This is a genomic window from Natroniella acetigena (assembly GCF_023227745.1).
GTDB lineage: Bacteria > Bacillota > Halanaerobiia > Halobacteroidales > Halobacteroidaceae > Natroniella > Natroniella acetigena.
In genome coordinates, this window is record NZ_JALKBX010000004.1 from 23,619 (window position 1) to 41,244 (window position 17,626).

Consider the following 17,626-nt stretch of genomic DNA (forward strand, 5'->3'; position numbering starts at 1 on the left):
ATAAGTTGGATGCCAGGAACTAGTAATTAGTAAAAAAGAAAAAAACAACAACTAATATTAATTATACTTTAGAGTTAGACATCTATATAAAATTAGTTAGATAAAAATAATTTAATTAGATTACGTACTTAATTAGTCTAAATTATTTTATATAATTTGAGAAGTATCTATTGTTGATTTAATTAGTGTTGATTTGTGTTCATTCGTGGTTAAAAGCTTTTCTGTCTTTGATTTTAATTATTAAATATTCAATGTTAAATATTAATTGCTTTATAGTAGGGAGTTGATGAGATGAATCCTAGAGTAGTAATAGCTGGTACCAAAAGTGGAGTAGGAAAGACGACAATTACGATTGGTTTGATGGCTGCTTTTGTGGAACAAGGTTATAATGTGCAGCCTTATAAGGTTGGCCCGGATTATATCGATCCAGGGTTTCATACTATAGTTACCGATAATCAATCTCGTAATTTAGATAGTTATTTTCTATCAGAAGAAGGAGTTAGGGAGAGTTTCTTGAATTCTGCTCAAGAAGCTGATATTTCAATTGTTGAAGGTGTTATGGGCTTATTTGATGGTAAACAAGGTCGCAAAAAGCAAGGGAGTACAGCCCAAATTGCTAAGATGTTAAAGGCTCCAGTTGTGCTGGTGCTTGATGTTAAAAAGATGGCCCAAAGTGCTGCTGCAATGGCTTATGGTTATAAAAACTTTGATTGTGATTTGAATTTAGCAGGAGTTATCCTAAATAATGTAGGTAGTGAGCGGCATTATGAAATGATTAAAGGGCCAATTGAAGAGGAGGTTGGAGTAAAGGTATTAGGTTATCTACCTTCTCAACAGGAGTTGGAGCTACCAGAGCGTCATTTAGGTCTAGTACCGACGGCAGAGAGTGAAGAGTTGACAGAATATATTACTCAGTTGACTGCTCTGATTACAGAGTATCTTGATTTAGAAGCTGTAGTTGAGTTGGCTAAAACTTCTGCTGAATTAGAGTTGGCAGAGCAGAAGATCTTTGTTGAGACTGATGAGTATGATCTGACTTTAGGTGTAGCTTATGATCAGGCTTTTAATTTTTATTACCAGGATAACCTTGATATTTTAGAGAATTTAGGAGTTAAGCTGGAGTATTTTAGCCCGATTAATGATCAAAAATTACCAGAGGTTGATGGGTTATATATTGGTGGTGGTTTTCCAGAAAGCTTTTTAGAGAAGTTAGCTGCTAATCAAAGTATGAAAGAAAAGATTTATCAGCAGGTGGAAGCAGGACTGCCTATTTATGCTGAATGTGGGGGTTTGATGTATTTGACAGAGCAGATTATAAACTTTGCTCAAGAGAGTTTTCCAATGGTCGGATTAATTCCTGCTCAAGTAGAAATGCAGGATAGATTACAAGCAATGGGTTATGTTAAGGCTAAAGCTTGTCAGGATAACTTATTATTAAAAGCTGGAGAAGAGGTTAAAGGTCATGAATTCCACTATTCTAAGTTGATCAATCTAGTAGATGAGCTAGATTATAGTTATCAATTATTTGGTGGTAAGGGGGAAGATGGAAGGCTAGAAGGACTTGTGATGGATAATTTATTGGCTAGCTATTTACATCTTCATTTTGGGAGTAATTTGCAGGTGGCAAGGAGATTTTTAGATAACTGCCAAGCTTATAAGGAGGTTAATTAAATGGAGATACAGTCTGAATTAAAGCAGGGATTGGTTCAGGTTTATACTGGGACTGGCAAAGGAAAGACGACTGCTGCTTTAGGATTGGGTTTAAGAGCTGTAGGGCATGGTCTAACAGTAGAGATGGTCCAGTATCTAAAAGGAAGTAGCTATACTGGAGAAATATTTTCGACAGAGAAATTACCTAATTTTAACTTGAGACAATTTGGGAAAGGGTGCTCATTTTCTAGTTTGATTCGTCAAGGGTTAATGGAATGTACAGGCTGTGGAGACTGTTTTGTCGGAAAGGGTGATGAACTTGAAACCCATCGAAAATTTGCTCTATGGGCCTATCAATATACTGAAACTGTATTAAATAAGGGAGAGGCTGATTTAGTGATCTTAGATGAGATCAATAATGCACTACGCTATGATCTATTAACGACAGAAGAGGTATTAGCCTTAATAGAGCTTAAGCAAGAGAAGACAGAATTAGTTTTGACAGGGCGAGGAATTCCAGAAGGGATTGTGAAACGAGCCGATTTAGTGACTGAGATGAACGCAGTTAAGCATCCCTATCAAGAACAAGGGATTAAGAGTAGATGGGGGATTGAGTATTAATGAACCGCTTCCTAATTGCTCTACAGTTTATTACTCGAATTCCAGTCATGAAGGAATTAGATTATAAAGAAGAGAATATAGGTAGTTCAATGCTCTATTTTCCTGTGATTGGTTCTTTGTTGGGTTTATTGTTAGTTGGGATTAATTATATAGGGGAGTTATATCTCCCTGAGTTAGTGACAAATAGTCTGTTGTTAGGAGGAATGGTAGCATTAACAGGAGGGATTCATCTAGATGGTTTGATGGATACCTGTGATGGGATCTTTAGTGGACGGCAGAAGGAAAGAGTTTTAGAGATTATGAAAGATAGTAGGGTTGGAGCCTTTGGTGTGATTGGATTAGTCGTTTTATTTATCTTAAAGTTTAGTTTATTTGTTGAGGTACCAACAGTTGATAAGGGCTTGCTCTTACTTTATTTTCCTACTATCAGCCGCTGGGCAATGGTCTATGCTGCTTTTCATTATCCTTATGCTCGACAAGAAGGATTAGGTAAGGCTCATGTAGAATATTTGACAACGACTCAGTTTTTATTAGCAACTGCCTGGACAATGGTACTGGGAATAATACTCTTTGGCGTAACTGGAATAGTTGTTTATTTAATCAGTTGGTTAGCTGTGATTTTAATTGCTAAAATAATTATTAATCAGATAGATGGATTGACAGGGGATAGTTATGGGGCGATCAATGAATTGATGGAAGTAGCTTCGCTATTAATTATGGTAATTTTAGTTTAAGTTTAAGTTTAAGTTTGAGGTTAAGTCAACCGTATTACAAAGTAGCTTCACAATGGACAATTGACGGAATGTACAATGTACAATTAAAAAACATCAAAAGTTTTTGATGTTAAAGAATTAGTCTTTAATTGTACATTGTTAATTGTACATTGTAAATTGATATAAGGTTATATTTTTTAAGATAGGGAGTAGAGACTATGAAAGTAACAGTTAAAGTACCAGGAACTTGTGGTGAGTTGGTACAAGGTCTATTAGATGAAACTAACTTTTTAATCAGTTGTCCGATTGACTTATATAATGCAGTTACAGTTAAAGTAGATGATTCTCAATCAGGAATTAAGATGGCTCAGCAGGCAGATAAGACTTTACTGGCAATTAAAAAGACTTTACAGTATTTTGGTTATCAAAATCTAGGTTTAGAAGTTGAATTAGAATCTCAGTTATTAGTGGGCAAAGGAATGGCTAGTAGTACAGCAGATATTGTAGCAGCTATTATTGCAACTACTTTGGTTTTAGGAGAAGAGGTAGAGCTAGAACTGGTAACTAGGTTAGCTTTAGCGATTGAACCTACTGATGCTTCTTTTTGGCCCGGGATAGTTGTTTTTGATCATTTAGAAGGGAGCAAGGTGACTAGCTTAGGGCAGATAGAACCGATTTCGTTATTGGTCTTTGATTATGGGGGAGAGGTAGATACTATTGCCTTTAATCAAAGGGATGATTTAATAGAGTTAAAGCGGGCCAAATCTGATCAGATTGCTCGAGCTTATCAGTTGGTTAAAGAAGGGGTTCAACAAAATGATTGGGAGCTAATTGGACAAGGGGCTACTATTAGCAGCTTGGCTAACCAAGATATTTTGCTTAAACCTAATTTGGAGCAATTAATTGATTTAGTGGAACGAGATGAAGGTCTATTAGGAGTCAATATTGCTCATAGTGGAACTTTGGTAGGAGTATTAATTAAAGAAGGGTTTAAAGTAGAACCGTTGTTGAGTAAAATTACTAAAGAGATTCCTAAGTTAAATTATCTAATGTGTCGAAGAATAATCAATGGAGGTTATCTTGAGTATTCTCAGTTAAAAGTAAATATTGGAAGGTAAAATATTTAGTCATAGAATGTTTCGCACTATTGATTGTTTAAGGGTTTTATGATTTTGAATTTAACTATCAATTGTCAATTAGACGGGGGTGCAAAGAAACTTAATTATCTGCGAAACGATGTAGTGAGAGGTTTAAATTTATCTGAGAGTACTGATCTTAATAAGTAAGGGGGATAAAGATGCCACAGGAGAAGCATGGCGGCAATCTCAATCAGGCAGTTAAGGAGTATGGTTTACAGCAAGAAGATATAATAGATTTCAGTGCTAATATTAACTTTTTAGGTCCTCCTAGTAGAGTAATGGAGGCTATTAAGGGTAACTTGGATCAGATAGTTAATTATCCTGATCCAAACTATACTGAGTTGAAGGATGGGTTAGCTGAACAGTTAGGAGTTAAGCAAGAGGAGATTATAATCGGTAATGGTGCTGTAGAGTTGATCTATTTACTCGCTAAGGTATTACAGCCTCGGCGGGCGTTGGTGTTGGCCCCAACTTTTTCTGAATATGGAGCAGCGGCAAAGAGTGTAGGGGCTAAGGTAGAGGAGTTTGAATTAAGTAGGGATGATCAATTTGAGATTGATGTAGAGCGATTGATAGCTAGGTTGGCTGAGGTTGATCTCTTCTTTTTATGTAATCCTAATAATCCAACAGGGGCGTTAATTACTAGATCAGAGATAGTTGAGATTATTGAGGCGGGTCAAGAGCATGATACCTTTATTATGGTTGATGAAGCCTTTGTTGATTTTTTAGAGGAAGAGGTAACAGTAATTGATCTAGTTGATCAATATGATAATCTATTTGTATTACGTTCCTTAACTAAGTTTTTTGCTATTCCAGGACTGCGATTAGGTTATGGAGTCAGTAATTCCAATCTACTTGAAGATTTAGAGCGAGGTAAGGATCCGTGGAATTGTAATTTTTTTGCCCAATTAGCGGGCCAAATAGCTATTAAAGAGCAGAAGTATATCGAGACAACTAAAGAGGTTGTCAGACGGGAGAAGGAGTTCTTATATCGTAATTTGAAGGAGGTAGCTGGCTGGAAGGTCTATTACCCAACTGCTAATTATATCTTGATCGATTTGAGTCTACTCTCTATTACAGCAAGTGAGTTAGAGGTTAGGTTGGCCCAGCGGGGGATTTTAATTCGTAACTGTAATACTTATACTGGGCTTGGAGAGAATTTTATTAGAGTTGCAGTGAGAGATAGAGAAGATAATTTAGAGTTATTGGCTAATTTAGAGGAATTATTTAATGAGAGATAAAGCATCAGTAACTAGTTACTGATGCTTTATCTGAATTAGTGTTGTTTTGTAAAGACAACATTAATAGCTTTGATTAATGCTTCTACATTATCTCCTTCTTCAAATCCTGCTTCTTGTAAACTATCTTTCGTCATCACGGACGTAATTGAGTTTGCTCAAGGATTTGATAATTGTATTTTCACTTGGGCCATCATGCCATCTGTTTTAATTTCTTCAACCTTACCTACTAAGTCATTTCTTACTCCTGCTTCCATAGGATCAACTCCTTATTATTTTGTATTTATTAATATGTTAGTTATTGAAATAAATTATTAGTTTCTATTGCTAAATTTGATAAGTTTAATTGTATAATTTGGTGGTTGGGGCTTTCTTTAAATTTATTAGAGGGGGGATAAAATGGAAACAGAAGTTATTTTGGTGCGACATGGTGAAACAGAATGGAATCGAGATTTTAAATTTCAAGGAAGTCAAGATGTTGAATTGAGTGCAGAGGGTAAGGAGCAGGGAGAAAAATTAGCTGTTAGACTTGCTAGTGAGAAGATAGATAAAATCTATTCTAGTAATTTAACTAGGGCTTATCAAACGGCCAACTTAGTAGCTGAGAAGCATGAATTACAAGTAATTCAGGTTGATGGTTTACAAGAGATCAACTTTGGTGAGTGGGAAGGAATGACTTATCAAGAGATTAATGAAGAGTTTGACTTTACTGTTGATCAGTGGATGAAAGATCCTGTCACTAAAAAACCACCAGCAGGAGAAAGTTTAAAGCAATTAGAAGAACGTACTATTAAAGCTTTAAAAACAATTATAAAAGAAGAGACAGGAAATAAGATAGTAGTTGTTAGTCACGGGGGAGTAATTAAAACCTTGCTCTGTAATCTATTAGAAATGCCTCTAAATAAGTCTTGGAAGTTAAAACAGTCCAATACAGCGGTTAATATCCTTAAGTTTTATGAAGGTCAAGCGAGTGTGATTTTAGAGTTGTTTAACTGTACTGCCCATTTGGATGAGTAATAAGAAATTTCAGATTGATTTTAGAAGAGTTTAAGTAAAAAAGAGTCAACTGAGAAGTTAATTTCTCAGTTGACTCTTTTTTATTTTGATTTTAATTATCCTAAAATGGGCGATCGCCATTTTGTGAATAGTTAAATCTTAGTTTAATCTTGAATAAGCTAGATTCACATCGTACATAATACCTAATATGATTGGCAAGTGATTTGACAATTTTCACTAACAAGTAAATTACTATTGTTAACTTTAAAATGATAACTATGACAAGCCTCCCTTTTTATATTAATGAAATATTATCCGCGTCAGTTTAAGACAATTTTTGGTCTTATAGACGTTCGAAGTAAAGCTTTATTACAATTATGTGTCACTTTGTGACACATAATTGAGTTGACAGTGTACAGTGTACAGTTTACAGTTAAGATCAAAATATTAAGATCTTAAAACCCATGAAAAGACTTAGAATTATAGGTTTAGAGTGGTTTTGATTTTAAGGTCTTTAACTGTCAACCGTCAACTGTAAACTGTACACTGATATAAAGTGGCAAAGTGCCACTTTATATCAATAAAAAGTAAGACAATTACCGATTAGAAAATTATGTATTAAGTTGACGCAGATGAATGAAATATTAAATTTGTTGCATTTAGATGTATTTTTAACAAATTTTCTAAAGAAAAGCGATGTATAGATATCCTAATTAATGCTAATACTGATAATGGATTAAGGAATTTAATATGGTAATAACTGGGAGGGTAATAAATGGGAAAGAAAGTAGATCTTTGTGGTGTTAACACTTCAGAGCTACCAGTTTTGTCTAATAAAGAAATGAGAAAGTTATTTAAAAAGATGCAGCAAGGGGACAAAACAGCTAGGAATACGATAGTTGGAGGAAATTTAAGGCTAGTTCTTAGTGTATTACAGCGATTTAATAATCGTGGAGAGCCAATTGATGATCTTTTCCAAGTTGGATGTATAGGGTTGATGAAATCCATAGATAATTTTGATTTAAGTAAAAATGTTAAATTTTCTACTTATGCTGTTCCAATGATAATTGGGGAGATTAAGCGACATTTGAGAGATAATAATCCAATTAGAGTTAGTCGCTCATTGCGTGATACAGCCTATAAAGCCTTGCAAATTAAAGAGACTTTGGAAAATAAAAAGTCTGAGGAACCTAACTTAACTGAAATAGCACAAGAGTTAGGGATTCCACGCGAAGAAATTGTTTATGCTCTTGATGCTATTCAGGATCCTATTTCACTTTTTGAACCAATTTATCATGATGGTGGAGATCCAATCTATGTTATGGATCAGATTAGTGATGATAATGACGATAAAGACTGGTTGGAAGGAATTGCAGTTAGAGAAGCATTGAGACAACTGGAAGATAGAGAAAAGTTAATTTTAACGTTAAGATTCTATGAAGGTAAAACTCAAATGGAGGTAGCTGGGAATATAGGAATTTCTCAGGCCCAAGTTTCTAGGTTAGAAAAAGCGGCTTTGAATAATTTAAAGAAATATGTTAAGGAAGGCTGAGGAGGAGTAAAAGATGAAGCGGGTTAAATTTATAATTATAATTGCTATTTTGATCAGTTTTGTTTTTATGACAGGTTATCGAAATAGTTTTATTATTAAGGAGGAAACTCTTCAAGCTTATGGGCCTGAAGAGTTATTAAGATTACACGTAGTTGCTAATAGTAACTCATTGGATGATCAGCGAATAAAAAGAGAGATAAAAGCTGAAATAATTAATGAAACTACTTATTTATTTAAGGATTTGGAAAATCCTTTACAAGCTGAAGCAGTTGTAAAGAATAATTTAAATCAAATCAAGCAAATAGTTGAAAATAAATTAAAAGAGAATAATAAAGATTATAATATTGAACTAAAATTAGGAAATTTTGATTTTCCAACAAGGAGTTATGGAGGGACGACTTTAGAAGCTGGAGAGTATCAGGCATTGCAAGTTAGAATCGGTGAAGCAAATGGCGAAAATTGGTGGTGTGTATTATTCCCACCATTATGTTTTGTTGATTCAATTGAAGAATTATCAAAACAAGAACTAAATAAGTTATCTGAAAAAGAAGAGATTAGAGAAAACGAGATTCCAATAGAATTTAAATTTAAATTGGTTGAAGTGTTAGAAGAAAACCCTCAATTAGTTAAATCTAAATTAAAGTTGGCCCAAATTCTGGAAACTTCTTTTCCAGGACTAAATAAATTATTATTTTCAGGAGAACAGAATAGTAAAGATAAATAATAAAGATTATCACTTAATATTAAGTGATAATCTTTATTATTTTGTAACAAACTTATATCTGATACATATAATAGTTATAAACAATTGAGTGAAAAAGGAGGAGTAAAATGATTAAGACTTCTGAGTTGAAAGCAAAAGAAATTATTAATGTTAGCAATGGGCAGAGACTAGGAATGATAGAAGATATAGATATTGACTTAGTAGCTGGTAAAATAAATGGAATAATTGTGCCTAGGGAAGAAAAATTTTTAAAATTATTCAGTGAGAATAATAATTTATACATATCATGGTCAAAAATAGAAAAGATAGGGGAAGATGTTATTTTAGTTACAATTAATGATGGATTAGAACAATCTAATGCTGAAGATTAAAATTTATTACCTTTATTTCTGATATCAGAAATAAAGGTTTTTTGAATATAGTAGAATATAAAAAATCAAGTTGGAAATCATAAATAATGAAGGAGGGGGAAAATGGATCTTTCAAAAAAGTTTGAAGATAAATGGGCCAACTTATCAGCAGATGAAGTTGATAAATTAAGGAATATGGAAGAAGCAATGAATGAAGATGAAACTACTAAAAATGTAAGGTTGATGGTAGTTAAGGATAAGTAAATTTACTAAGTTCTTTATTTAAGAGAGCTTTAAAAAGAAGGATTTTAAATTTTTCTGTTGAATATAATAAAAGGGATTAGCTTATGAATTATTAATCTGTAAGCAGGGTTAACTTATGGAGCTTGGTTAGATTGATTTTTGAGGAAAAATAAAATTTGCAGTTTGAAATAGTTAATTTGTTATAATCTAATTTAATTAACTTAAATCAAGATAAATAAATTGCATAATAGTTAGACTTATTATATATAGTATGATATTATTTCCAAGCACACAACATGTTGTGTGCTTTTATTTTATGGAGGGTAGTTTAAGGAGAGGGGTATGGTCTTAGTCATGAAATGTCCATATTGTACAGAGGTTAACAGTAAGGTTGTTGATTCAAGAGCTACAGAAGATAATATAACAATTAGACGAAGGAGAGAATGTTTAAACTGTAGTGAACGATTTACCACATATGAGAGAATAGATGAACTTCCTATTATAGTTGTTAAAAAGGATAGTAGAAGAGAAAGGTTTGATAGAAATAAGGTTATGAGTGGTCTAATCAAAGCTTGTGAAAAAAGACCAATTTCTAGAGAACAATTAGAAGGAATAGTTAATTCAGTAGAGCAAAAAATTAGAAATCAGATGGAAGGAGAAGTTACAAGTATTGTCATTGGTGAACTTGTAATGGAATATTTATGTCAACTTGATGAAGTAGCCTATGTCAGGTTTGCTTCGGTCTATCATCAATTTAAGGATATTGAGAATTTCAGGAAAGAGCTGGATGAATTATTAGATAACTAAGGAGTGTATAATTAATGACTAAAAGAATGAGTGCTAAACCAGAAAAAAGAAGATTTACTAAAGTTAAGAAACGAGATGGAAGAGTAGTACCATTTGATAAGCTTAAAATAGTAGATGCTATCTTTGATGCTGCTCAAGAAGTAGGTGGTCATGATCGAGAAATTGCAAAAGAAGTGGCTGAGTTAGCCATTGATTATTTAGTAGAGAATCTTACTTTTGAAATTCCGACTGTAGAGGAAGTACAAGATTCTGTAGAAAAAGCTTTAATTGAAAGAGGACATGCTAAAACTGCTAAAGCATATATCTTATATAGAGAAAAACGTTCCCGATATCGCCATGCTAAGAGTGATTTAATGCAACAGGTATCGGAGGTAGAGGAAGAGACGATTAGGGATAATGCTAATGTGGGGAATTCACCTTCTGCTAAGATGTTACAAGTAGGAATGGCAGCGAGTAAAGAATATTATCTTTCTAATTTAATTCCAGGACATATTGTAAAAGCTTATCGTAAGGGAGATATACATATTCATGATTTAGATTATTATGGGAAAACAATTAATTGTATGCAGATTCCTTTAGCTAAGTTATTAAAAGAAGGGTTCAATACCGGATATGGATATATTCGACCACCAAAAAGAATCTCGAGTGCAGTGATGTTATCTTGTATTATCTTGCAAAGTTGTCAGAATGATATGTATGGGGGCCAAGCTTTCCCGTGGTTTGATAAAACTATGTCCGATTATATTCCTAAAGATTATGCAGAATTGAAAATGAAAGAACAAGAAGAGACTATTACAGCAGAAGAGCAACGAATTTTAGAACAGATTATAGATGATGTTTATCAAGGTATGGAAGCGTTGGTCTATAATTTAAATACGATGCACTCTCGTGCCGGAGCACAAGTTCCATTCAGTTCAATTAATTTTGGAACTGCTACTACTCCTGAAGGTAGATTGATAATTGAACAATTATTAAAAGCATTTAAAGCAGGATTAGGTAATGGAGAGACTCCTATCTTTCCTAACTTAATTTTTAGATTAAAAGAAGGGGTTAATTTTAATCCTCAAGATCCAAATTATGATTTGTATCAATTAGCTTTAGAAGTTGCAGGAAGAAGAATGAATCCTACTTTTTCTTTTATGGATGCAAGCTTTAATCAAGAATATGATGATTGCACATCGTATATGGGATGTCGTAGTCGAGTAATGGGCAATAGACATGGTGAATCTACTCCTGAATCACGAGGGAATATTGCTCCTATTTCAATTAATTTACCAAGGTTAGGGATTAAATCTGATAGTATAATTCAATTCTTCAATCAATTTGATAAAGTTGTTGACTTATGTGAAGAGCAGTTGATGCATCGTTATGAAGTTTGTAAAAAATTAAAAGTAAAAGATTTACCATTTGTAATGGGTCAAGGAATTTATATTGATGCGGAAGGTTTAGAGGCCACTGATAGTATTGAGGAAGCTATGAAGCATGGTACTTTAAGTATCGGATTTATAGGGTTAGCAGAGTGTTTAAAAGCCTTAATTGGGAAGCACCATGGAGAGAGTGAAGAAGCACAAGAGTTAGGCTTAAAGATTATTGGACATTTACGTGACCGCTTAGATCAATTAAGTGAAAAGCATGATTTGAATTTCACCTGCTATGCTACGCCTGCTGAAGGTTTATCAGGGAGATTTATTAAATTAGATCAAGAGAGGTTTGGAACGATAGAGGGTGTAACTGAAAATGATTTCTATACGAATTCATTCCATGTTCCTGTTTATCATGATATTTCTTTTGAAGAAAAAATAAAATTAGAAGCTCCATACCATGAATATACTAATGCTGGTCATATTTCTTATATTGAATTACCAAGTGCTATTGAAGAAAATACTGCAGCTTTAGAGAAAATTCATAGGATAATGAAAGAATCTAATATGGGGTATGCTGGAATCAACTTCCCTATCGATGAATGCTTAGATTGTAATCATTCTGGGATTATTGCTGAAGATGAATGTCCATCCTGTGGCAGTGAACGAATAAGAAGGGTACGTAGAGTTACTGGATATTTATCAACTTTAGATCGTTTTGCACCAGGTAAAGAAGCTGAGTATAAGAAAAGGATAGATCATTTAAATAATTGTTAATTCTTAGAACTAAAAGCTTTTATTGAGTAGGAATTCCTACTCAATAAAAGCTTTTTTATTGAAGGATTTATATTTTTCTAAAAGCTATTATTTATAATTTAATTCGTTTTAAAAGTATTATCTCCTTGATCTACAATTGTCGTCAGGTAACTCTGTTTATTTACAGGAAAAAAGATAATTTTTGTTGAAAATAGTAATAGTATCAGTTTTAAACAAAAAATAGATAAGGGGATGACAAATGAAAAAGATCTATTTTAGTGTATTTTTACTTATCTTGTTGTTAATAGTAGCTTATCAGACAGGGTTTTTTAATAAGAGGGTAGTTAATGAACAAATTAGCTTGAATGCTGGAGAGTATAGTTTATATGATTTTGAGTTAGAAGAGAAGAAGGATGTAAAAATTAGTTGTCAGAGGTTAGAAGGGGCAGTTGTCGAATGGTTAGTAGTTAAACAAGGGTATCTGAAAAAAGATTTATTTGTTGGAGATATAATTGATGATCTTCAGTTTAGGGATTATGGTTTCTTTACCTCCACTGAGGAACAACAAGTACAAAGATTTACTTTAAAGCCTGGTAAATATACTATTATTTTAAATAATACTAAACATGGTGAAATTTATCCCAGTGATTTTGCACAACAAGATTCTATAGTAAAAGTGAGAGTTGAAATTATAAAAAACCCTTGAATATTTATTCTTATATATGTATAATTATAAGAAAGAGAGGGGCGATAGAATGAAACATTTATTAACGATAAATGATTTAACAAAAGAAGAGATCAATGAATTATTTTCTTTAACAGAGAAGTTGAAGAAAGAAAACAAAGAAAATGTTGCTCACAAGTTGTTAGCTGGAAAGAGTTTGGGCATGCTTTTTGCTAAATCTTCTACTAGAACTAGGGTTTCCTTTGAGGTTGGAATTTATCAACTAGGGGGCCAAGGAGTCTTTTTAAGCTCAAATGATATTCAATTGGGACGAGGTGAATCAATCAGTGATACTGCTAAGGTTTTATCACGTTATTTGGATGGAATTATGATTAGAACCTTTGCCCATAGTGATGTAGAAGAGCTAGCTGAACATGGTTCAATCCCTATAATCAATGGTTTAACAGATTCCTACCATCCTTGTCAAGCGTTGACCGATTTATTTACAGTTTATGAACATAAGGGCCAACTATCTAATTTAAAGATGGCTTATATTGGTGATGGAAATAACATGGCTCATTCTCTGTTGTTAGCAACTACTAAGGTAGGAATGGATATCTCAATTGCTATACCTAATGATTATCGACCTGATCCAGAAGTCTTGCAAGTAGCTAAAGAGTGGGCTAGAGAGAGTGGAAGTCAAGTTGAAGTTGTAACTGATCCATTACAAGCAGCTCAAGAAGCCGATGTTTTGTATACTGATGTTTGGGCCAGTATGGGGGATGAAGCAGAGAAAGAAGAGAGAGAAGAAGCGTTTAAAGACTATCAAGTTAATACTGAAGTTATGAACGTAGCTCAAGATGATGCTATTTTCCTGCATTGTTTACCTGCTCATCGTGGTGAAGAGGTAACAGCAGATGTAATAGATGGAGAGCAGTCAGTTGTCTTTGCTCAAGCAGAAAATAGAATGCATATTCAAAAAGCAATTATGGTCAAACTAATGAAATAAAAAAGTTGCCGCTTAAGCGGCAACTTTTTTATTTGGGAAATTATGTTTTTTAGAGGTTGCGGATAATTTTTTAATTTTATTGTTTTTAAATCTGTTACTTAGACTCAGACTTAGCCTTAACCTAAGGTTACTCCACTTCTAAGAAGACTGAGTTATTATGACGGATTCTGTCATATTCTCTGGTATCATGCTCTCCTGATGCTATTACTTCAAATTGACTGAATAACAAGTATCCTCCACTAGCCTCTAATTCAATAGTTGCTTGTCCAGCATAATCCGTTTTAAATACTGTATCTTCATAATCATCTTCATCTACACCGTCAGGTATTACTTGAAATTCATGATTTGCTAACGGATGTCCTAGATAGTGAATCTCTACTTCAACTTCAGAGCCAGCTGTTAAGCCAAAAGGACTAGAGTTTAAGACTATCTCTAATGGTAGACCAACAGGCTATTCCATGCTTTAAAAGTGTCATCACCTGTTACATTAATATAGCTTTTAGCAGTATGTTGACCTAAAGAACGTTGGTAGACGCTAGCAGGTCTGATAGCATAAACTTGATAAGTTCCACTATCATTTAAAGATGCTCTCCCTGTTAAGAAATTCCCTCGATTTGAAAAAGAAATTTCTTCGATAATCCCATTAGGTGTCTGGATGAACGTATTCACTTCTGTAGTACCGAAAGAAGCACGATCATCTCCCATATGTCCCCAAAAACTATCAATAGAAACTGTTTCCCCTTCAGTTACTTCAGTTGGTGCTTCGATCCAAACATAATGAGCAGATGCTGTACTAGCGATTGAAATTACAAAAAATAATGCAAGCAAACTAAAAACTGTAATTCTTCCTAACTTTTTCATAAAATTCCCTCCTGTAATAAGTTTGATAACACCTTTTTGTTTTTTTGTGCTACTAAGAACATTCTTCATGAAATAACTTATTCCTGCAAAAGAATCAAATTTTTTAAATTAATTTAATTTTAAAAAAAGCAGGGATTTTAGTTTAAATGGCGAAATTATCTAAATAACACATTTTCAAAAAAAGTATCACTAGATAAAGAGGAGGATTATAATGCATTTACCTGATGGGGTTGTTAGAGAAGGGGTTGTTTTAGCAAGTTATGGAGGTAGTGCTTTACTATATTATTTATCATCACGACAAAAAAAGGTTAATTTTAAATTGATTCCTAAGATGAGCTTAATAACAGCTGTTTTATTTGTAGCTTCTTTAATTCATGTTCCAGTAGGAATGACAACTGTTCATTTTTCATTTGTAGGGTTGGCTGGAATTTTATTAGGGCCGTTATCTTTTTTATCAGTTTTAGTTGCTCTATTCTTACAGTTGATATTGTTCAATCATGGTGGCTATTCTACTTTAGGAGTTAATACCTTAAATTTTGCTGTAGGAGCTTTGAGTGGTTATTATATTTTTAAACTTAGAAAAAAATTGGAGATGAATAGTTTTTTAGAAGGAGTCTTTGCTTTTTTAGCAGGGGCTGGTTCAATATTAGTTAAGATTGCTGTTGGTTCTATAGTGTTATATTTATCTGGTTATCCAGCTAGTGTAGGAATCTCTTTGACTACAGTACATCTGCCTATATTTTTAGGGGAAGGGGTAGTTACTGCTTTATTGGTCGTTGCTTTATTAAAGAAAAACAGGGGGTATATCTATGATGAAGAGTAAGCAGTTATTGCTTATTATCTGTTTCAGTTTGGTCTTTAGTTTTATTAGTATTGAAGATGCTTTAGCACATCGGATGTTGATTGAAGAGGTCGATGAAGATTATGTAGTAGTTGGCTTTGATGATGGGACTAAAGCTATGGAAGCAGATGTTGTTCTTTATGATCAAGATGAAGAGGTTATCTTAGAAGGAAGAACCGATTTAGAAGGGGTATTTGAGTTTGATCTTGAACTTCAACCTTATAAGATTGTTTCGAGTGATACCTTTGGTCACCGAGCTGAATGGACTCGGGATGAACCAATAACTGAAGATAGATTCCCACGCTGGGCAAGAGTTTTACTAGGGGTTGGGATTATATTATTTGTTGGAATAGGTGCAAGGTTTTTTGGAAATAAGAAGGAAGAGTGAGTTAATGAAAATTAATTTAGATATATATTGAGGTTGTAGTTAAGAATATTCTTGACTGCAACTTTTTTGTTTGAGAGTAAAGCTAAATTACAATTATGTGTCACTTTGTGACACATAATTGAGTTGACAGTTTACGGTTTACAGTTTACAGTTAAGATCAAAATATTAAGATTTTAAAACCCATGAAAAGACTTAAATTTATAGGTTTAGAGTGGTTTTGGTTTTAAGGTTTTAACTGTCAACCGTCAACTGTTCACTGTACACTGATATTTAGTGGCAAAGTGCCACTAAATATCAATTTCATTGTAAAGTTGATTAATTTAAGGAAGGATTAAAGGATTTGGGTCGAGAATCATATAAATTAATAGCGGAATTTTATTCTATTGCTAGGAATAAAAAAAGGTGATATAATTTTAATAAATAAGCTTGTCCGTTCATTTCTATTAATTTTGTGAAAGTGGGAGGGGATAAAAAATAGTTTACTCTTGTTTCAATTAATGATTTTTGTAATGATTAGAATAAATGAAGTTTTTGCGTATTAAAATTAATAATGAATATGAGATTGAAATTATGGTATATTAAAGATAAGAGAAATGAGTGATATAAATTAATGTAAACTAGGGAGGATTAAAAGTGAAGCGTGATCGTTTAGTAATTTTACTTGTTTTAGTTACAATAATTATCAGTTCAACAGTGGGAATTGCTAGTGCCAATCAGCGTGTTTTACAAAGAGGTATGCGGGGCAATGATGTTAGAGAATTACAAGAGAGTTTAGTTATGCTAGGAGAAAGGATAATAATTGATGGTATCTTTGGAGGAGCAACAGAAGAAGCAGTAATTAACTTTCAAAGAAAGAGTGACCTCCCTACTGATGGAATTGTAGGAAGAGGTACTTGGACTAAGTTGGAACAAGCTCTTAGTTTTGATGAGCATACAGTAAGAAGAGGGGATAATTTATCCCGATTAGCCAGTACATATGGGGTTTCGTCTGATCTAATTAGAGAAGCTAATAACCTTAGTTCCGATATTATTTTAATCGGTCAAGAGTTAATTATTCCTAAAAGTGGTTTGGGTGGAGTGAGTACTACAGAGTTTTATGAGTTTATTGATTATCAGGTTCGTTCTGGAGATACTTTAGAAAGGCTTGCTAGAGAGTATAATACTACAGTTAGAAGGATTAGAGAAGAAAATAATTTAAGAACGGATAGAATTACTGTTGGACAAAGGATCAGGATTCCAAAATTAATGATTAATCTACCAAAGACTTCAGAGAATGTCGATCCAGTGGAGAGAGATTTTATTTGGCCGGTTGAAGGACGGATAACTTCTGGTTTTGCTTGGCGAGTACACCCAGTCTCTAATCAACGACAATTTCATAGTGGACTCGATATTGCAGTTCCTGAGGGAACACCTGTTGAAGCAGCTAGAGCAGGTGAGGTATTAAGTAGTGGTTGGATTAGAGGTTATGGAAAGACAGTAACAATTGATCATGGAAATGGGGTTGTGACTTTATATGCTCATAACTCACAATTATTGGTAAGATCTGGTCAACAAGTTGGTCAAGGAGAAGTAATTGCTAAGGCAGGTAGTACAGGACAGAGTACAGGACCACATGTCCATTTTGAAATTAGAATAGATGGAGATCCAGTTAATCCTAAAGATTATTTAAAGTAAAAGAGAATAGAATTCTATTCTCTTTTGTTTTTTTATTGA

At 33.4% G+C, this 17,626-nt stretch carries 19 protein-coding genes; 17 read left to right on the forward strand and 2 right to left on the reverse strand.

Annotated features, from left to right (window positions below):
- Positions 1 to 291: 291 nt before the first annotated feature.
- The 14 genes from MWH25_RS01790 (at position 292) to argF (ending at position 13,823) form a co-directional block, all read left to right on the forward strand.
- Positions 292 to 1,671, forward strand: a complete 1,380-nt coding sequence (locus tag MWH25_RS01790) for a cobyrinic acid a,c-diamide synthase CobB (protein WP_248625183.1) — start codon at positions 292 to 294, stop codon at positions 1,669 to 1,671.
- Entirely contained in the window at positions 1,672 to 2,271 is a 600-nt protein-coding gene (locus tag MWH25_RS01795) for a cob(I)yrinic acid a,c-diamide adenosyltransferase (RefSeq protein WP_248625185.1), read from the forward strand. It begins immediately after the preceding gene.
- The gene (gene cobS, locus MWH25_RS01800; protein WP_248625187.1) at positions 2,271 to 3,005 is read left to right on the forward strand and encodes an adenosylcobinamide-GDP ribazoletransferase; all 735 of its coding nucleotides are present in this window, start codon (positions 2,271 to 2,273) and stop codon (positions 3,003 to 3,005) included. The genes MWH25_RS01795 and cobS overlap by 1 nt, the downstream gene beginning before the upstream one ends.
- A 197-nt stretch (positions 3,006 to 3,202) precedes the next feature.
- Complete coding sequence (locus MWH25_RS01805) at positions 3,203 to 4,102, forward strand: GHMP family kinase ATP-binding protein (RefSeq protein ID WP_248625189.1); 900 nt, start codon at positions 3,203 to 3,205, stop codon at positions 4,100 to 4,102.
- Positions 4,103 to 4,281: 179 nt separating this feature from the next.
- Positions 4,282 to 5,364 (forward strand): threonine-phosphate decarboxylase CobD, encoded by a 1,083-nt coding sequence (gene cobD / locus MWH25_RS01810; protein WP_248625191.1) that lies wholly within the window; start codon positions 4,282 to 4,284, stop codon positions 5,362 to 5,364.
- A 396-nt stretch (positions 5,365 to 5,760) separates the two neighbouring features.
- A complete protein-coding gene (gene cobC, locus MWH25_RS01815; RefSeq protein WP_248625193.1) occupies positions 5,761 to 6,378 on the forward strand; it encodes an alpha-ribazole phosphatase in 618 nt (205 codons plus the stop codon).
- A gap of 754 nt (positions 6,379 to 7,132) precedes the next feature.
- A complete protein-coding gene (sigG, locus tag MWH25_RS01820; protein WP_248625195.1) occupies positions 7,133 to 7,909 on the forward strand; it encodes an RNA polymerase sporulation sigma factor SigG in 777 nt (258 codons plus the stop codon).
- 13 nt (positions 7,910 to 7,922) lie between these two features.
- Positions 7,923 to 8,633: a stage II sporulation protein R gene (gene spoIIR, locus MWH25_RS01825; protein WP_248625197.1), complete on the forward strand. Its 711-nt coding sequence runs from the start codon at positions 7,923 to 7,925 to the stop codon at positions 8,631 to 8,633.
- Positions 8,634 to 8,740: 107 nt separating this feature from the next.
- A complete protein-coding gene (locus MWH25_RS01830) occupies positions 8,741 to 9,004 on the forward strand; it encodes a YlmC/YmxH family sporulation protein (protein WP_248625199.1) in 264 nt (87 codons plus the stop codon).
- Between the two features lie 102 nt (positions 9,005 to 9,106).
- A complete protein-coding gene (locus MWH25_RS01835) occupies positions 9,107 to 9,247 on the forward strand; it encodes a hypothetical protein (RefSeq protein ID WP_248625201.1) in 141 nt (46 codons plus the stop codon).
- A gap of 333 nt (positions 9,248 to 9,580) precedes the next feature.
- Entirely contained in the window at positions 9,581 to 10,033 is a 453-nt protein-coding gene (gene nrdR, locus MWH25_RS01840; RefSeq protein WP_282706849.1) for a transcriptional regulator NrdR, read from the forward strand.
- Between the two features lie 14 nt (positions 10,034 to 10,047).
- On the forward strand, positions 10,048 to 12,171 hold the full coding sequence (gene nrdD, locus MWH25_RS01845) for an anaerobic ribonucleoside-triphosphate reductase (RefSeq protein ID WP_248625205.1): 2,124 nt from the start codon (positions 10,048 to 10,050) through the stop codon (positions 12,169 to 12,171).
- A 238-nt stretch (positions 12,172 to 12,409) separates the two neighbouring features.
- Positions 12,410 to 12,856, forward strand: a complete 447-nt coding sequence (locus MWH25_RS01850; RefSeq protein WP_248625207.1) for a hypothetical protein — start codon at positions 12,410 to 12,412, stop codon at positions 12,854 to 12,856.
- Positions 12,857 to 12,905: 49 nt separating this feature from the next.
- Positions 12,906 to 13,823, forward strand: coding sequence for an ornithine carbamoyltransferase (argF, locus tag MWH25_RS01855; RefSeq protein ID WP_248625209.1), 918 nt, complete (start codon positions 12,906 to 12,908; stop codon positions 13,821 to 13,823).
- Positions 13,824 to 13,950: 127 nt separating this feature from the next.
- On the opposite strand, the gene MWH25_RS13105 is transcribed toward argF, so the two are convergent.
- Together MWH25_RS13105 and MWH25_RS01860 are read right to left on the reverse strand one after the other, a co-directional pair.
- On the reverse strand, positions 13,951 to 14,253 hold the full coding sequence (locus tag MWH25_RS13105; RefSeq protein ID WP_428832786.1) for a DUF4198 domain-containing protein: 303 nt from the start codon (positions 14,251 to 14,253) through the stop codon (positions 13,951 to 13,953).
- Positions 14,254 to 14,255: 2 nt separating this feature from the next.
- Positions 14,256 to 14,684: a DUF4198 domain-containing protein gene (locus MWH25_RS01860; RefSeq protein ID WP_248625211.1), complete on the reverse strand. Its 429-nt coding sequence runs from the start codon at positions 14,682 to 14,684 to the stop codon at positions 14,256 to 14,258.
- 211 nt (positions 14,685 to 14,895) lie between these two features.
- On the opposite strand from MWH25_RS01860, the gene MWH25_RS01865 reads away from it, so the two are divergent.
- The 3 genes from MWH25_RS01865 (at position 14,896) to MWH25_RS01875 (ending at position 17,587) form a co-directional block, all read left to right on the forward strand.
- Positions 14,896 to 15,507, forward strand: coding sequence for a CbiM family transporter (locus MWH25_RS01865; protein WP_248625213.1), 612 nt, complete (start codon positions 14,896 to 14,898; stop codon positions 15,505 to 15,507).
- The gene (locus tag MWH25_RS01870; RefSeq protein ID WP_248625215.1) at positions 15,494 to 15,913 is read left to right on the forward strand and encodes a hypothetical protein; all 420 of its coding nucleotides are present in this window, start codon (positions 15,494 to 15,496) and stop codon (positions 15,911 to 15,913) included. The genes MWH25_RS01865 and MWH25_RS01870 overlap by 14 nt, the downstream gene beginning before the upstream one ends.
- 633 nt (positions 15,914 to 16,546) lie before the next feature.
- Positions 16,547 to 17,587 (forward strand): peptidoglycan DD-metalloendopeptidase family protein, encoded by a 1,041-nt coding sequence (locus MWH25_RS01875; RefSeq protein WP_248625217.1) that lies wholly within the window; start codon positions 16,547 to 16,549, stop codon positions 17,585 to 17,587.
- Positions 17,588 to 17,626: the final 39 nt, after the last annotated feature.

Excerpts from the sequence above, each read along its gene's own strand:
- sigG (WP_248625195.1), top strand. The coding sequence starts at position 7,133 with ATGGGAAAGAAAGTAGATCTTTGTGGTGTTAACACTTCAGAGCTACCA.
- argF (WP_248625209.1), top strand. The coding sequence starts at position 12,906 with ATGAAACATTTATTAACGATAAATGATTTAACAAAAGAAGAGATCAAT.
- MWH25_RS01850 (WP_248625207.1), top strand. The coding sequence starts at position 12,410 with ATGAAAAAGATCTATTTTAGTGTATTTTTACTTATCTTGTTGTTAATA.
- MWH25_RS01830 (WP_248625199.1), top strand. The coding sequence starts at position 8,741 with ATGATTAAGACTTCTGAGTTGAAAGCAAAAGAAATTATTAATGTTAGC.
- MWH25_RS01865 (WP_248625213.1), top strand. The coding sequence starts at position 14,896 with ATGCATTTACCTGATGGGGTTGTTAGAGAAGGGGTTGTTTTAGCAAGT.
- nrdR (WP_282706849.1), top strand. The coding sequence starts at position 9,581 with ATGAAATGTCCATATTGTACAGAGGTTAACAGTAAGGTTGTTGATTCA.
- MWH25_RS01805 (WP_248625189.1), top strand. The coding sequence starts at position 3,203 with ATGAAAGTAACAGTTAAAGTACCAGGAACTTGTGGTGAGTTGGTACAA.
- MWH25_RS01835 (WP_248625201.1), top strand. The coding sequence starts at position 9,107 with ATGGATCTTTCAAAAAAGTTTGAAGATAAATGGGCCAACTTATCAGCA.
- cobS (WP_248625187.1), top strand. The coding sequence starts at position 2,271 with ATGAACCGCTTCCTAATTGCTCTACAGTTTATTACTCGAATTCCAGTC.
- cobD (WP_248625191.1), top strand. The coding sequence starts at position 4,282 with ATGCCACAGGAGAAGCATGGCGGCAATCTCAATCAGGCAGTTAAGGAG.
- nrdD (WP_248625205.1), top strand. The coding sequence starts at position 10,048 with ATGACTAAAAGAATGAGTGCTAAACCAGAAAAAAGAAGATTTACTAAA.
- cobC (WP_248625193.1), top strand. The coding sequence starts at position 5,761 with ATGGAAACAGAAGTTATTTTGGTGCGACATGGTGAAACAGAATGGAAT.
- MWH25_RS01795 (WP_248625185.1), top strand. The coding sequence starts at position 1,672 with ATGGAGATACAGTCTGAATTAAAGCAGGGATTGGTTCAGGTTTATACT.
- MWH25_RS01870 (WP_248625215.1), top strand. The coding sequence starts at position 15,494 with ATGATGAAGAGTAAGCAGTTATTGCTTATTATCTGTTTCAGTTTGGTC.
- MWH25_RS01860 (WP_248625211.1), bottom strand. The coding sequence starts at position 14,684 with ATGAAAAAGTTAGGAAGAATTACAGTTTTTAGTTTGCTTGCATTATTT.
- spoIIR (WP_248625197.1), top strand. The coding sequence starts at position 7,923 with ATGAAGCGGGTTAAATTTATAATTATAATTGCTATTTTGATCAGTTTT.
- MWH25_RS01790 (WP_248625183.1), top strand. The coding sequence starts at position 292 with ATGAATCCTAGAGTAGTAATAGCTGGTACCAAAAGTGGAGTAGGAAAG.